Annotated in this window: 9 protein-coding genes; all 9 read right to left on the bottom strand. The window is 62.6% G+C overall.

Going from position 1 to position 14,162, the window contains the following annotated elements; genetic code table 11:
* Nucleotides 1-16: 16 nt before the first annotated feature.
* On the bottom strand, nt 17-2,200 hold the full coding sequence (yccS, locus tag ACA047_RS02190) for a YccS family putative transporter (protein WP_497356305.1): 2,184 nt from the start codon (nt 2,198-2,200) through the stop codon (nt 17-19).
* Between the two features lie 128 nt (nt 2,201-2,328).
* Complete coding sequence (locus ACA047_RS02195; protein ID WP_497356307.1) at nt 2,329-3,507, bottom strand: BaiN/RdsA family NAD(P)/FAD-dependent oxidoreductase; 1,179 nt, start codon at nt 3,505-3,507, stop codon at nt 2,329-2,331.
* Nucleotides 3,508-3,660: 153 nt separating this feature from the next.
* The gene (gene dbpA / locus ACA047_RS02200) at nt 3,661-4,998 is read right to left on the bottom strand and encodes an ATP-dependent RNA helicase DbpA (protein ID WP_497360206.1); all 1,338 of its coding nucleotides are present in this window, start codon (nt 4,996-4,998) and stop codon (nt 3,661-3,663) included.
* Between the two features lie 171 nt (nt 4,999-5,169).
* Nucleotides 5,170-6,663: a multidrug transporter subunit MdtD gene (gene mdtD / locus ACA047_RS02205; RefSeq protein WP_497356309.1), complete on the bottom strand. Its 1,494-nt coding sequence runs from the start codon at nt 6,661-6,663 to the stop codon at nt 5,170-5,172.
* 48 nt (nt 6,664-6,711) lie between these two features.
* On the bottom strand, nt 6,712-8,049 hold the full coding sequence (locus ACA047_RS02210; RefSeq protein ID WP_497356311.1) for a TldD/PmbA family protein: 1,338 nt from the start codon (nt 8,047-8,049) through the stop codon (nt 6,712-6,714).
* Entirely contained in the window at nt 8,049-9,491 is a 1,443-nt protein-coding gene (locus tag ACA047_RS02215) for a TldD/PmbA family protein (RefSeq protein ID WP_497356313.1), read from the bottom strand. Before ACA047_RS02215 ends, ACA047_RS02210 begins: the two co-directional genes overlap by 1 nt.
* Before the next feature lie 238 nt (nt 9,492-9,729).
* Nucleotides 9,730-11,433 (bottom strand): choline dehydrogenase, encoded by a 1,704-nt coding sequence (gene betA, locus ACA047_RS02220; protein WP_497356315.1) that lies wholly within the window; start codon nt 11,431-11,433, stop codon nt 9,730-9,732.
* A 140-nt stretch (nt 11,434-11,573) separates the two neighbouring features.
* Nucleotides 11,574-13,046 carry a betaine-aldehyde dehydrogenase gene (gene betB / locus ACA047_RS02225; protein ID WP_497356317.1) on the bottom strand — a complete coding sequence of 491 codons (1,473 nt, stop codon included), beginning with the start codon at nt 13,044-13,046 and terminating at the stop codon, nt 11,574-11,576.
* Between the two features lie 80 nt (nt 13,047-13,126).
* Nucleotides 13,127-13,747: a transcriptional regulator BetI gene (gene betI / locus ACA047_RS02230; RefSeq protein WP_497356319.1), complete on the bottom strand. Its 621-nt coding sequence runs from the start codon at nt 13,745-13,747 to the stop codon at nt 13,127-13,129.
* Nucleotides 13,748-14,162: the final 415 nt, after the last annotated feature.

Below are 14,162 nucleotides of genomic sequence, written 5' to 3' on the forward strand. Positions count from 1 at the left end.
CTGAACGCTACGGCCCTCAAGCCTCGCTTGTATCCTTGATCAAATGCGCCGCCAACGTGCGCAACGGCCCCAGTTGCCGGCAGATCAACGCCAGTTGTGTCTGCACCAGTCGTTGGCCTTCGTCGATTTCATCGGGCATCTGCTCCAGTTCATTGGCCAAGGCTTCTTCTTCGTCACTCTGAATCGCGATCGATTGTTTGCTCGCCAGGCCCTGGGCGATTTCGTCCAGACTCGTGGCCAGTTTCACTCCCGCGCCGTCGATCAGGTACTCGCGTACTTCCACCGGCAGCTCGGTACCGCGGTGGGCGCCCAGGCCTGACAGGTAGCTGAGCAGGGTGTGGGACAACACCAGGAAACGGAACCCCACATCGGCTTCCTTACGGAAATGCCCCGGCTCCATCAGCATGTTTGCCAGGGTGGTGGACAGCGCGGCGTCGGCGTTGTGGGCGTTACGTCGGGCCAGCCGATAGGCCAGGTCATCACGCTTGCCCGCAGCGTATTGCTGCATGATCTGTCGCAGGTAAATGCTGTTGCAGGTCAGCGTGTTGGCCAGCACCTTGTTCAGTCGACGGCCTTGCCAATCGGGCAGGAACAGGAATACGGCAAGCCCCGCAATCAGGCTGCCAAGCAAAGTATCGAACAGGCGCGGAAGTAGCAGCCCGTAGCCGTCGCCCACTTGGTTGAAACAGAACAGCACCATGATGGTGATCGCGGCGGTGGCCAGGGTGTAGCGGGTTGTGCGATTGGTAAAGAACACCACCCCGGCGGCAATGGCGAAGCACGATTGCACCAGCGGATTGGGAAACAGATCGAACAACGCCCAGGCCACTGTCAGGCCGATGGCGGTGCCGATGATCCGCTGGCCGAGCTTGCGTCGGGTGGCGCCGTAATTGGGTTGGCAAACGAACAGCGTGGTGAGGATGATCCAGTAACCTTGGGACGGGTGGATCATATGCACCATGGCGTAACCCACGCTCAGGGCCAGTGGCAGGCGCAGGGCATGGCGGAACAGCAGCGAGGTGGGCGTAAGCTGCGTGCGCAAGCGTACCCAGACATCCTTGAGGTTGCGCGGCGAGCGGTCCAGCAGGCTGCTGTCGGTGGCGTCGGCCAGGGCGTCGGGGTTGCTCGCATCGCTGAGCAAGCGGTCGAGGGTGCCAAGATTCGCCGACAATGCCCGCAACGAACGCAGTAAGCCGCGCCAGGCCGGGTTGCTTTGGATGCGCAAGTGTTCGAGGGAGGCGTGCAGGTCATTCAATGCCTCGGCGAAGCTGTCGCCATAGACGAACGGCTGGCGCAACTGGATCGATTCGGCCAGCGCCTGGCAGGCCTTGCCTTGCTGGCGCAGCAGGCGCTGGCAGCGGAACAGCACGTCGCTGTGGAAGAAGGCCTCGGCCAGTGCGTTGTAGGGGTAATGGGAAGAACTGGCGCGTTCGTGGATGTCCTGGGCAAGGAAGTACAGCTTCAGGTATCGGCTGACTTTCGATCCCGGTCGCCCGTTGCCCACGCGGTGCAGGATGATTTCCTTCGCCGCGTTGAGCGCCGCGACCACACGGCCGTTCTGTTGGGCCAGTTCCAGGCGTCGGGCTTCGACGTCCAGGTGGCGGATGGGCTCCAACAGCGACGATTTGAGTTTCAGGTAACGCCCCAGCTCGCGGAACAGCCGCGCCAGGCTCTGCTGCACCGGTTGGTTGGAAAACAGCGCTTGCCACAGCACCGAGAGCAAGCCGTACCACGCCGCACCGGCCACCAGTAGCAGGGGTTCATGCCAGAAATCGGTGAGCGCACCACCGCGCTGGTCCACACCGATCACGGTGTAGACCGAGAGGATCAACGTGGCCGAGGCAATCGCGCCATAGCGCTCGCCCAGGGCGCCGAGCATGGTCAAGCCGAAGCTCGCCAAGGCCAGGGCGATGATGAACAGGACGGGATAGGGGAACAGCAATTCCACCGACAGCGCCGCGACGGTGAAGCACACCAGGGTCACGGCCAGCGCGTTGAGGCGCCCCTGCCAAGTGTCATCGGTCTCGGCCAGGGCGCTGGCGATGATGCCCAGGAAGAGGGGGATCAGCAGCGCCATCTCATCCAGATACCAGCACAGCCCCATGCTTCCGGTCAGGGCGATGAACACCCGCACGCTATAACTGAATTTATCCAGCGCCCACAGGCGCCGCAGAGACTGGCTAAACGAGGTCGATGACATGAAGTGCACGGGCCTGACGGGCGATGACGCTAAATTGAGGCACTAATGACGCCGACGCAATGGCGGCGATCACATCTGAGCGCAAAAAATGTTCCGAAATGCACCACCAACCTACTGTGGGAGCTGGGTTAGACGTATTGCGCGGCTGCGTAGCCGGAAGCCCAGGCCCACTGAAAGTTGAAGCCGCCCAGATGCCCGGTGACGTCCAGCACTTCACCAATGAAATACAGCCCGGGGCTTTTCAGTGATTCCATGGTCTTGGAGGAAACTTCCCGAGTGTCGACGCCGCCCAGGGTGACTTCGGCGGTGCGGTAGCCTTCGGTGCCGGCCGGGACGACGTTCCAGCTCGCCAGTTTCTCGGCAATGTCCGCCAGTTCCGCGTGGGTGTATTGCTTCATGGGTTTGGAGGTGAACCAGGTATCGGCCAGCAGGGTGGCCATTTTCTTGGTGAACAACTCGCCCAGCAGGGTTTTCAGTTCGCTGTTGGGGCGTTCGGCCTGTTGCTGTTGCAACCAGGCTGGCACGTCGTGGTCCGGCAGCAGGTTGATTTGCACCGCATCCCCCGACTCCCAGAACGACGAAATCTGCAAGATCGCCGGGCCGCTGAGGCCGCGGTGGGTGAACAGGATGTTTTCGCGAAAGCTCTGGTCGTTGCAGCTCACCAGACAATCCACCGAAGTGCCCGAAAGTTCGGTGCACAGTGCCTTGAGCTGATCGGTGATGGTGAACGGCACCAACCCGGCGCGGGTCGGCAGCAGTTGGTGGCCGAATTGCTTGGCCACTTGATAGCCGAAACCGGTAGCGCCCAGGGTTGGAATCGACAGCCCGCCCGTGGCGATCACCAGGGATTGGCAGGTGATGGCCCCGAGGGTGGTTTGCAACAGGTAGCCGCCCTCGGTTTTTTCGATCTGTTGGATCGAGGTGTCCAGGTGCAGGCTGACGCCGGCCTGGTCGCATTCATCCAGCAACAGGCCAAGAATGTCGCTGGACTTATTATCGCAGAACAACTGGCCGAGCTTTTTCTCGTGATAGGGCACGCCGTGCTTGGCCACCAGGGCAATGAAATCCCACTGGGTGTAGCGGGCCAGCGCCGATTTGCAGAAGTGCGGGTTCTGCGAGAGGAAATTGCCAGGTTCGGTGTACATATTGGTGAAATTGCAGCGCCCACCACCGGACATGAGGATTTTCTTGCCGGCCTTGTTGGCGTGGTCCAGCAACATCACTTGCCGCCCGCGCCCCGCGGCGGTCAGCGCGCACATCAACCCTGCGGCGCCAGCGCCAATGATCACGACTTCGGTAGAGCGCAAAACGGTGTCCTCTAATGTGTCAGCACAAAACCCATTGTGGGAGCGAGCCTGCTCGCGATGAGGCCGGCACATTCAACATTGATGTTGTCTGACAGTCCGCCATCGCGAGCAGGCTCGCTCCCACAGTTTGATCTCTCTTTTTTAGGTGATCGGTTACAGGATGCGCACCCGCAACGACCGTCCCTTGATCTTGCCATCGTTCAGGCGTTGCAGCGCCTGTTTGGCGATCCCGCGCTCCACGGCCACATAGGCCTGGAAATCGAAAATCGCGATCTTGCCGACCTGGGCACCGGGGATGCCGGCCTCGCCGGTCAGGGCGCCAAGAATGTCGCCGGGGCGAACTTTGTCCTTGCGGCCGGCACCGATGCACAGGGTGCTCATGACCGGCAACAGCGGGCCGCCGCTTTGCGGCGTGAGGTTGTCCAACTGGTCCCAGCTCAGCGGCGACTTCTGCAGTTGCTCGATGGCCTGGGCGCGGTGAGCCTCGGACGGCGCCACCAAGCTGATGGCGACGCCTTTTTCACCGGCGCGCCCGGTACGGCCGACACGGTGGATATGGATTTCCGAGTCCCGGGCCAGTTCGACGTTGATCACCATGTCCAGCGCGTCGATGTCCAGGCCGCGGGCCGCCACGTCGGTGGCCACCAGCACCGAGGTGCTTCGGTTGGCGAACATTGCCAGCACCTGGTCACGGTCGCGCTGTTCCAGGTCGCCATGCAGGCCGACAGCGGAGATGCCTTTAGACGTCAGGTGATCGACGGTTTCCTGGACTTGCTGCTTGGTGAAGCAGAACGCCACGCAGGAGGCCGGGCGGAAATGCGCCAGCACCTTGACCACCGCCTCCATGCGCTCTTCGGGGGAGATCTCGTAGAAGCGTTGCTCGATCTGCGCGTCGGAGTGAAACGCCTCGGCTTTGACTTGCTGCGGGTTGCGCATGAACTTGGACGACAGCTGTTTGATGCCCACCGGGTAGGTAGCGGAAAACAGCAACGTCTGGCGGCGTTCCGGGGTCTGCTGGATGATGTCTTCGATGGCGTCGTAGAAACCCATGTCGAGCATGCGGTCGGCTTCGTCGAGGATCAGCGTGTTGAGGCCGTCGAGCACCAGTGAGCCCTTGCGCAGGTGCTGCTGGATGCGCCCCGGCGTACCGACGATGATGTGGGCGCCGTGCTCGAGGGAAGCGATCTGCGGGCCGAACGACACGCCGCCGCACAGGGTCAGGACCTTGATGTTGTCTTCGGCACGGGCCAGGCGACGGATTTCCTTGGCGACCTGGTCGGCCAGCTCGCGGGTCGGACACATCACCAGTGCCTGGCAGCCGAAAAAGCGCGGGTTGATCGGGTTCAGCAGGCCAATGCCGAAAGCCGCGGTCTTGCCGCTGCCGGTCTTGGCCTGGGCGATCAGGTCCATGCCCTTGAGGATCACCGGCAAGCTTTGCGCCTGGATCGGCGTCATCTGGGCATAACCGAGTGATTCGAGGTTAGCCAGCATGGCGGCGGACAGCGGCAAAGTATTAAAAGCGGTGGCAATGGTGGTCACGGGACTGGCCTGCAAAACAAAATGTCGCGCAGTGTAGCAGCCTCGTGCCACTTTCTTCGAAAGTTCTGGACGAGCTGTTGTGGCGAGGGAGCAAGCTCCCTCGCCACGTGGATCTAAGCGTCTCTAATGCTCGATATGCTCATCCGGCCGCTTGGCGCGCCGCCCGTCCTCCTTCGACAACTGGGAAAAAATCGTCGCCGCCAGCATCGCCATGATCCCCACCGTCACGAACGTCAACTGGAACGCGCCCAACACCGTGTCCACCCCGTCGTTCCCAACCTGGGCGGTGAAGCCGCCGAGCAGGGCGCCGGCGCAGGCCACGCCGAGGCTCAGGGACAGTTGTGCCACCACCGACAGCAGGCTGTTGCCGCTGCTGGCGCTGGCGTCGTCCAGGTCGATCAGGGTCACGGCGTTCATCGCGGTGAATTGCAACGAGTTGACCGCCCCCAGCACCGCCAGGTGGGCCAGCAGCAGCCAGTACGGGGTCTGTTCGCTGACCAGGCCCATGCTTGCCAGCATCAGGCCCAGGGCCAACGTGTTGGCGGTCAGGACGATGCGATAGCCCAGGCGTTCGATCAGCGGCCGGGCCACGGACTTGGCGAACATGGCCGCCGCCGCCAGGGGCAGCATGCTCATCCCGGCCTGGGACGGTGAATAACCCAGGGCCACTTGCAGCAGTAACGGCACCAGGAACGGCAGTGCGCCGCTGCCCAGGCGGGCGAACAGGTTGCCCAGAATGCCCACGGCGAAGGTCCGGGTCTTGAACAGCGACGGCGCGAACAGCGGGTTCTCGACGTGCCCGGCCCGCAGCCAATAAGCGGCCAGGCAGGCCATGCCGCCGAACAGCAGCAACATCACCCGCAAGTGCGGCAGGTGCAGTTCACCCAGGCCTTCCATGGCGATGGTGATCAGCACCATCGCCGAACCGAACAGCAAGAAGCCCAAGCCATCGAACCGGGTGCGCTCACTGCCGCGCAGGTCCGGGATGAACTTCCACACGGCATAACAGCCAATCACCCCCACGGGCAGGTTGATGAGGAAGATCCAGTGCCAGGTCAGGTATTGCACCATCCAGCCGCCCATGGTTGGGCCGATCAGCGGGCCGAGCAGGCCGGGGATGGTGATGAACCCCATGATCCGCACCAGCTCCGAGCGCGGGTAGGTCCGCAGCACCACCAGCCTGCCGACCGGGATCATCAGCGCACCGCCCAGGCCCTGGATCACCCGTGCGCCGATCAGCATGCTCAACGAGCTGGACAAGGCGCACAGCAGCGAGCCGAAGCTGAACAAGAGGATCGCGCCGAAGAAAATTTTCTTGGTGCCGAAGCGGTCGGCGATCCAGCCCGAGGCCGGGATCAGCAACGCCACGGTGAGCATGTAGGCAATGATCACGCCCTGCATGCGCAGCGGGTTTTCTGCCAGGTCATTGGCCATGGCGGGCAGTGCGGTGTTGAGGATGGTCCCGTCCAGGGATTGCATGAAGAAGGCAATCGCCACGACCCATGGGAGCCAGCGGGCGGTGACGGCGTCGAACGGTGCGCGGTTGGGCATGGGACCTCTTTTTTTTGTGTCAGGGGTGTCTGTGGTGGCTGCATCGCGGGCAAGCCTTGCTCCCACACAGACCGGTGGACATTCTGTGGGAGCAAGGCTTGCCCGCGATGCTTTTTACAGGGTCAAGGTCAAACGCTTGACCAGTGCCCCTGGCAACAACATTGAGGCCGTGGCGCGCTGGCTGTAGGTGCTGGCCGAGAGCAGAAGTTCGCGCTCCCGGGTCAGGCCTTCGAGCTGCGCGCCGAGCAGGCTGTAGACACTGTCGTCGAAGCGCATGGTACTGACCGGCGCCTGGATCTGCCCGTTCTCGACCCAGAAGGTGGCGAAACGGGTCATGCCAGTCAGGCGTGCAGCGGGTTGGTCCGAGTAGTTCAGGTACCAGAGGTTGCTGATATACAGCCCGGTGCCGAGGCTCTGGAGGATGTCGTTCTGCTCCAGGAGGCCTTCGTTCATGACCAGCGCCGTGGGGTACTCGTCGCTGCTGGCGCCGTTGGCAGTGAGGCCGTATTCGGCGGCGCTGCGGGAGTTGATCAGCCGCGCATTGGCCGTGCCTTTGGCGATCAGCGCCAGGTCATCGCGCGGATAACCTTCGTCGGAAAACGCCGGGCTCAAGGAGCCACTGACCTGCTCACTCAGCCACACGTTGGGGCTGAAGCAGGCTTCGCTGGCGTAAAACTTCTGCAATGGGCTTTGCTTGCTGGCGATTGCCCGCGCCGAGAACCCGCCCCAGCTGAGCATCCCCATGATCTCTTCCAGCGCGGCCGGCGCCAGGTAGGCGCGGTACTCGCCGGGCGGCAGCGTACGCAACGGCCGGCCCAGGAACGCCAGTTGCTGGCGGGCCTGTTCGAAGCGGCGGGCAAAGCCTTCGCTGCTCCACTCATGCCCGGCGTAGCTGGCTTTTACGGCCTGACCGTTTTCATGGAACAGGCTGAAATCGAAGTTGAAGCTGTTGGCCTGATGCCAGCCGAACGCCCCCAACGAACTGGCAAAACCACGGCTGATGGGCCCGGCGGCATAGAACCCCACCAAGTCCAGACCTTCGGCGGCGCGGGTGATTTCAGCCACGGCCTGTTCGGTTTCCGGCAGTGGATGAGCCTGCACGTTGTTGCTCTGCCAGTGGTTGTGGTTGAGCAGCAGGTACGGATCGAGGGGCAGCAGCGGCAAGGTTTCTCGCAGCTGTTGCAGGCCTTCGGCGAGGCGTTGGACGTCCGTTTTGGCCTCGCCCGACAAGGTGATCTGCAAATCAGCGTGGCGCCCATCGTTGATCAGCTTGAAACTGACATTGGCCTGTTGCACCTGCCCGGCCTGCCGGACTTTGCCATGGTTGAAACGTACGAAAGCCGAGGACTCGGCGGCGTAGCCGAGGGTGAACTGCTCGGGCTGGCGCAGTGCATTGCGCAGCCAGTCGACCAACGTCTGGAACGCCCCGGCCTGATTATCGACGGTGCTCATCAGGCGTCTCCCCCAAACACATCAACATTGCTGAACACGCACGCCGGCGACGCATGGCCGACGCGGATGACCTGGTTCGGTTCGCCCTTGCCACAGTTCGGCGTGCCCAGGACCTGGGAGGTGCCGGCGTCGCCCACGGCGCGCAGGCTCTTCCAGAACTGCGCGGAAATCCCTCGGTAGTTCGGGTTTTTCACCACGCCTTTGAGCTCGCCGTTTTCGATCAGTTGACCCCACTCGCAGCCAAACTGGAATTTGTTGCGGGCATCGTCGATGGACCAGGAGCGGTTGGTGCGCATCAGCACGCCGTGCTCGATGCCCTTGATCAGTTGCTCCACGGATTGGTCGCCCGGCTCAATGTTCAGGTTCGCCATACGGTCGATGGGCGGGCGGTTCCAGCCGCAGGCGCGGCTGTTGGCAACACCGTCCATGCCTGCGCGAAACTGCGACAGCGCACCGCCCAGCGGGCGCAGCAACAGGCCTTCACGAATCAGAAACTGCTTGCTGGCGGCGGTGCCGTCGTCGTCATGGCTGTAGCTGGCCAGCTCCTCGGGAATGTCTGGGTCGAAGGTCACGTTCAACAGGCTGGAACCGTATTGCAGGTGCCCGAAGTCGCTGGCCTTGACGAAACTGGTGCCGGCGTAATTGCGCTCGTCCCCCAGGATGCGATCCAGCTCCAGCGGATGGCCGATGGACTCGTGAATTTGCAGCATCATCTGGTCGGGCATCAGCAACAGGTCCCGCGGACCTTGCGGGGTGTTCGGGGCCATCAGCAGCTGCAGGGCCTGGTCGGCGATGTTCGGCGCGGCGCCTACCAGACCGCAGCGGCTGATCACATCGAAGCCACCCTGCTGGCCGAAGTTCTCGCGGCCCAGGGTGCGGGTCTGGCTGTCGTGACCATCGAAGGCGGTGACATCCAGGGCCGGGTAGATAAAACGCTGGGCCTGGCGCAATTCGGCGCCGGCGCTGTTGAGGTAGATCTGCTCGACCTGGGTCAGGCCGATGCTGACTTGCCAGTTCACCAGACGCTCGTCCTGGGGCACCGAGGCCGATTCGTCGCCGAGCAATTGGTAGCAATCGCTCAGGGACGCGAAGGCTTGATCGAAATGAGGTGAGAAGTAATCGGCTCGATCGCTGGACACCGCTTGCTCGCGCAGGTCGAGCAGGGCATGAGGCCCAAGCTTGCGGGCTTGTTGCCCGGCCCGCTCCAGCGCCGCTTGCAGGCCGGCCTGGGACAAATCGTTAGTGGCCGCATAGGCCTCGACGCCGTTGACCCGCACGGTGAGCATCACCCCTTCGTCGCGGCTCAGGCTGGGCGGCTCGGCGACATTTTTGCGTACCGACAAATGCTGGCTGGACTCGCGCACGTAACGCAGGGAAAAGAATTCAGCGCCCGTGCGCAAGGCAGCAAAACGCTGCTTGAGCTGGGGGTGGAAATCGAACATGAAACCTCCTTGGATGGAGTGGCGGTGCAGCGACGTGCGGCGAGGGAACATTGGCGCGGCGGCACTAGATTAGGCCGGGGCGAGGGAGGGATCAAGGTAGAAAAGGAATACTGGGGTGCCTGGGCGGACGCTATCGCGAGCAGGCTCGCTCCCACAGTTGATCTTATCGAACACACAATCTGTGTCCGCCGCAGATCCCCTGTGGGAGCGAGCTTTCTCGCGATGGCGGTGTAGCGTCTTACTGAGCCATAGGCCCCACTTCGCGCATGGGCTTGCCGCGCACTGGCGCGTCGCCGGCCACGTAGTACGGTGCGGTGCTGCGTGGCAGGGGCTGGCGGCCGCGGATTTTGTCGGCGATTTTCTCGGCCATCATGATCGTCGGCGCGTTCAGGTTGCCGGTGGTGATGATCGGCATGATCGAGGCATCAACCACTCGCAGGCCTTGCATGCCATGCACGCGGCCTTCGCTGTCCACCACCGCCATGTCGTCGGTGCCCATCTTGCACGAGCAGGATGGGTGGAAGGCGGTTTCGGCGTGCTCGCGGATGAACTGGTCCAACTGCTCATCAGTCTGCACCTCGATACCCGGGCTGATCTCACGACCACGGAATGGGTCCAGCGCCGGCTGCTGCATGATCTCGCGGGTCAGGCGGATGCCGTCGCGAAACTCCTGCCAGTCCTGTTCGGTCGCCATGTAGTTGAACAGGATGCTCGGGTACTGGCGCGGGTCCTTGGACTTGGCCTGGATCCGGCCACGGCTTGGCGAGCGCATGGAGCCCATGTGCGCCTGGAAACCGTGTTCTTTCACGCCATTGCTGCCGTTGTAGTTAATCGCCACTGGCAGGAAGTGATACTGGATGTTCGGCCAATCGAAATCCGGGCGGGTGCGGATGAAACCGCCGGCTTCGAACTGGTTGCTGGCGCCGATGCCGGTGCCGTTGAACAGCCACTCGGCACCGATGGCTGGCTGGTTGTACCAAAGCAGCGACGGGTACAGGGACACCGGCTGGGTGCAGGCGTATTGCAGATACAGCTCCAGGTGATCCTGCAGGTTTTCACCGACGCCCGGCAGGTCGTGGACCACCGGGATGTCGAGGCTTTCCAGCAGTTTGGCCGGGCCGACGCCGGAGCGTTGCAGGATCTGCGGCGAGGCGATGGCACCGGAGCACAGCAGCACTTCTTTGCGGGCACGGGCCTCGATGCGCTCATCAGCAGCACCCACCAGGTAACGCACGCCGACCGCGCGTTTGCCTTCGAACACGATCTTGTCGGTCAGGGCGTGGGTGACGATGGTCAACGTCGAGCGCTTCTTGGCCACGTCCAGGTAACCGCGAGCGGTACTGGCACGACGGCCGTTCGGCGTCACGGTGCGGTCCATTGGGCCGAAACCTTCCTGCTGGTAGCCGTTGAGGTCGCAGGTTTGCGGATAACCGGCCTGCACGCCGGCTTCGACCATGGCGTGGAACAGCGGGTTGTTGCCGGCCTTGGGCGTGGTCACGCTGACCGGACCGTCGCCACCGTGGTAGTCGTTCGGGCCGATGTCGCGGGTTTCGGCTTTACGAAAATACGGAAGGCAGTCCAGATAGGTCCAGTCTTCCAGGCCTGGCAGCTTGGCCCAGTTGTCGTAGTCCAGGGCGTTGCCGCGGATGTAGCACATGCCATTGATCAGCGAAGAACCGCCCAGGCCCTTGCCGCGCCCGCATTCCATGCGGCGGCCGTCCATGTGCGGCTCCGGGTCGGTCTCGTAGGCCCAGTTATAGCGACGGCCCTGCAGCGGGAACGCCAGGGCAGCGGGCATTTGTGTGCGGAAGTCCAGGCGATAATCCGGGCCACCGGCTTCGAGCAGCAGGACGGTGACGCCTTCGTCTTCGGTCAGGCGGGTCGCCAGGGTATTACCGGCCGAGCCGGCACCAATGATGATGTAATCGAATTCTTGGGACATGAAATGCACCCTCTTTTGATGGTGGTCAGGCCTGGCGAGTGCTTTGCACTCGATCGCGAGCAGGCTCGCTCCCACATTGGAATGCGGGCTCCTGTGGGAGCGAGCCTGCTCGCGATGGCGGCTTCAGAGGCGACGCCGGCTTAGAACACCGAGGCGTAATCGCCCAGTTCGACCTGTACCGATTTGATGCGTGTGAAGTTGTTCAGCGAGCTGATGCCGTTCTCACGGCCCACGCCCGATTGCTTGTAGCCGCCGACCGGCATTTGGGCCGCGGATTCGCCCCAGGCGTTGATCCAGCAGATGCCGGCTTCGAGCTGGTGAATCACGCGGTGGGCGCGGTTCAGGTCGCGGGTCACGATGCCGGCGGCCAGGCCGAAGTCGGTGTCATTGGCGCGGCGGATCACTTCTTCTTCAGTGTCATAGGTGAGGATGCTCATCACCGGGCCGAAGATTTCTTCACGCACGATGGTCATCTCGTCCGTGCAGTCGGTGAACACGGTCGGGGCGACGAACGCGCCCTTGGCCAATTCACCGTCGGTCAGGCGACTGCCGCCGCACAGCAAACGCGCGCCCTCGGCCTTGCCTTTCTCGATGTAGCCCAACACGCTTTCCATGTGGGCGAAGCTCACCAGCGGGCCGAAGTTGGTGTTTTCGTCTTCTGGATTGCCGATGCGGATCCGCGCTACGCGCTCGGCGATCTTGGCTTCGAACGCGGCCTTAAGAGGGCTCGGCACGAATACGCGAGTGCCGTTGGTGCAGACCTGGCCTGAGCTGTAGAAGTTGGCCATCATCGCGGTGTCGGCGGCGCGATCCAGGTCAGCGTCGTCGAAGATGATCAGCGGCGACTTGCCGCCCAACTCCATGGTCACGTCCTTGAGCGAAGAGCTCGACGCGCTGGCCATGACCTTCTTGCCGGTGTCGGTGCCGCCGGTAAAGGAGATTTTCTCGATGCGCGGGTGCTCGGTCAGCCAGGTGCCGACTTCCCGGCCGCTGCCGGTCAGTACGTTGAACACGCCCGCTGGAACGCCGGCTTCGGTGTAGATCTCGGCCAGTTTCAGGGTGGTCAGCGAGGTGACTTCGCTCGGTTTGAAGATCATCGCGTTACCGGCCGCCAGGGCCGGTGCGGATTTCCACAGGGCGATCTGGATCGGGTAGTTCCACGCGCCGATACCGGCCACCACGCCCAGGGGCTCGCGGCGGGTGTAGACGAACGAAGTGGTGCGCAGCGGAACTTGCTCGCCTTCGATGGCAGGCACCAGGCCGGCGTAGTATTCCAGCACGTCGGCGCCGGTGACGATGTCGACGTAGCGGGTTTCGGAGTAGGCCTTGCCGGTGTCCAGGGTTTCCAGGGCCGCCAGCTCATCGTTGCGCTCGCGCAGGATGTCCACGGCGCGGCGCAGGATGCGCGAGCGCTCCATGGCGGTCATGGCGGCCCAGGCTTTCTGACCTTTTTCGGCGCTGACCACCGCGCGTTCGACGTCCTCTTTCGTTGCTCGCTGCACCTGGGCGAGCACTTCACCGTTGGCAGGGTTGATGGCTTCGAAAGTGGCGTCGCCGCTGGCATCGCTGTACGCGCCATCGATGTAGAGTTTTTGCAGTTCGAAACGGGCCATAAAGTCCTCGCAAGTGCATGAGTGGTTGGCTTAACCACCGGGCGTGTCCTTTACAGCTGACTACGCAGGTCGGTGACGGTTCAGGTGCCGAGCGGTTCTGTGTGCTCTGACATTCCTGATTTGGCCAATTGGAAATCCATGTATTCGTAAGCGATCCGGTGCGCCTGGGCGGTATCGAACGCGTCTCCCGACAGCGCTCCGCGCAGCCACAAACCGTCAATCAAAGCGGCCAGGCCCCGTGCCGCGCTGCGGGCCTCATCGAGGGGCAACATGCGGCGGAACTGGCAACACAGGTTGGAATACAGACGGTGATCGTTGATCCGCTGCAACCTGTGCAAAGACGGGTGATGCATGCTGGTGGCCCAGAAGGCCAGCCAGGTTTTCATTGCCGGGCCATTGACTTGGCTGGCGTCGAAGTTGCCTTCGATAATCACCTGCAGGTGAGCCCGCGGGCTTGCGTCCTTGAGCGCCTGACGGCGCGCGGTGACGTTCTCGCTCAGGACTCTCATCAGATACTGGGCCGTGGCCGCAATCAGGCCGTTCTTGTCCTGAAAGTAGTGACTGATGATGCCGTTGGAGACACCGGCCAAACGGGCGATCAGCGCAATGCTGGCGTCCCCCATTCCGACCTGATCGACCGCTTGCAACGTGGCTTCGATCAATTGCTGGCGGCGGATGGGTTGCATACCGACCTTGGGCATCTAGCACATCTCCTTAGGCCATCCGGCGGACGAATTTCGTCTATCGGAACGAAGGCCAGTCTATTTTGTTTTGATTGAACGTTCAATCAACAAAGAATAAGTTCTGCGACAAAGACGTCGCTGTTTACCGAAATTTTCTACGCTGAGAAGGCGTGATATCCCCGCGGTGCAGGGCGAGGGCTTTTCGGGATGTATTTATAACACTCGTCGGTTGGCTGCCCCACTTACCGATTGGTTGAAATCGCAGCTCTTGTGGCGAGGGAGCTTGCTCCCGCTGGGTTGCGAAGCGACCCCAAAACCTGGCATCGCATAGCTTCAGGATACCGAGGTGTTTGTGTTTACGACTGCTGCGCAGCCGAGCGGGAGCAAGCTCCCTCGCCACGGTTGTCAGCATTCCAAGCCTGCTGGACAGTTC

This window comes from Pseudomonas sp. LBUM1664 (assembly GCF_059695895.1).

Excerpts from the sequence above, each read along its gene's own strand:
- betA (WP_497356315.1), bottom strand. The coding sequence starts at position 11,433 with ATGTCCCAAGAATTCGATTACATCATCATTGGTGCCGGCTCGGCCGGT.
- ACA047_RS02215 (WP_497356313.1), bottom strand. The coding sequence starts at position 9,491 with ATGTTCGATTTCCACCCCCAGCTCAAGCAGCGTTTTGCTGCCTTGCGC.
- yccS (WP_497356305.1), bottom strand. The coding sequence starts at position 2,200 with ATGTCATCGACCTCGTTTAGCCAGTCTCTGCGGCGCCTGTGGGCGCTG.
- ACA047_RS02210 (WP_497356311.1), bottom strand. The coding sequence starts at position 8,049 with ATGAGCACCGTCGATAATCAGGCCGGGGCGTTCCAGACGTTGGTCGAC.
- dbpA (WP_497360206.1), bottom strand. The coding sequence starts at position 4,998 with ATGCTGGCTAACCTCGAATCACTCGGTTATGCCCAGATGACGCCGATC.
- betI (WP_497356319.1), bottom strand. The coding sequence starts at position 13,747 with ATGCCCAAGGTCGGTATGCAACCCATCCGCCGCCAGCAATTGATCGAA.
- betB (WP_497356317.1), bottom strand. The coding sequence starts at position 13,046 with ATGGCCCGTTTCGAACTGCAAAAACTCTACATCGATGGCGCGTACAGC.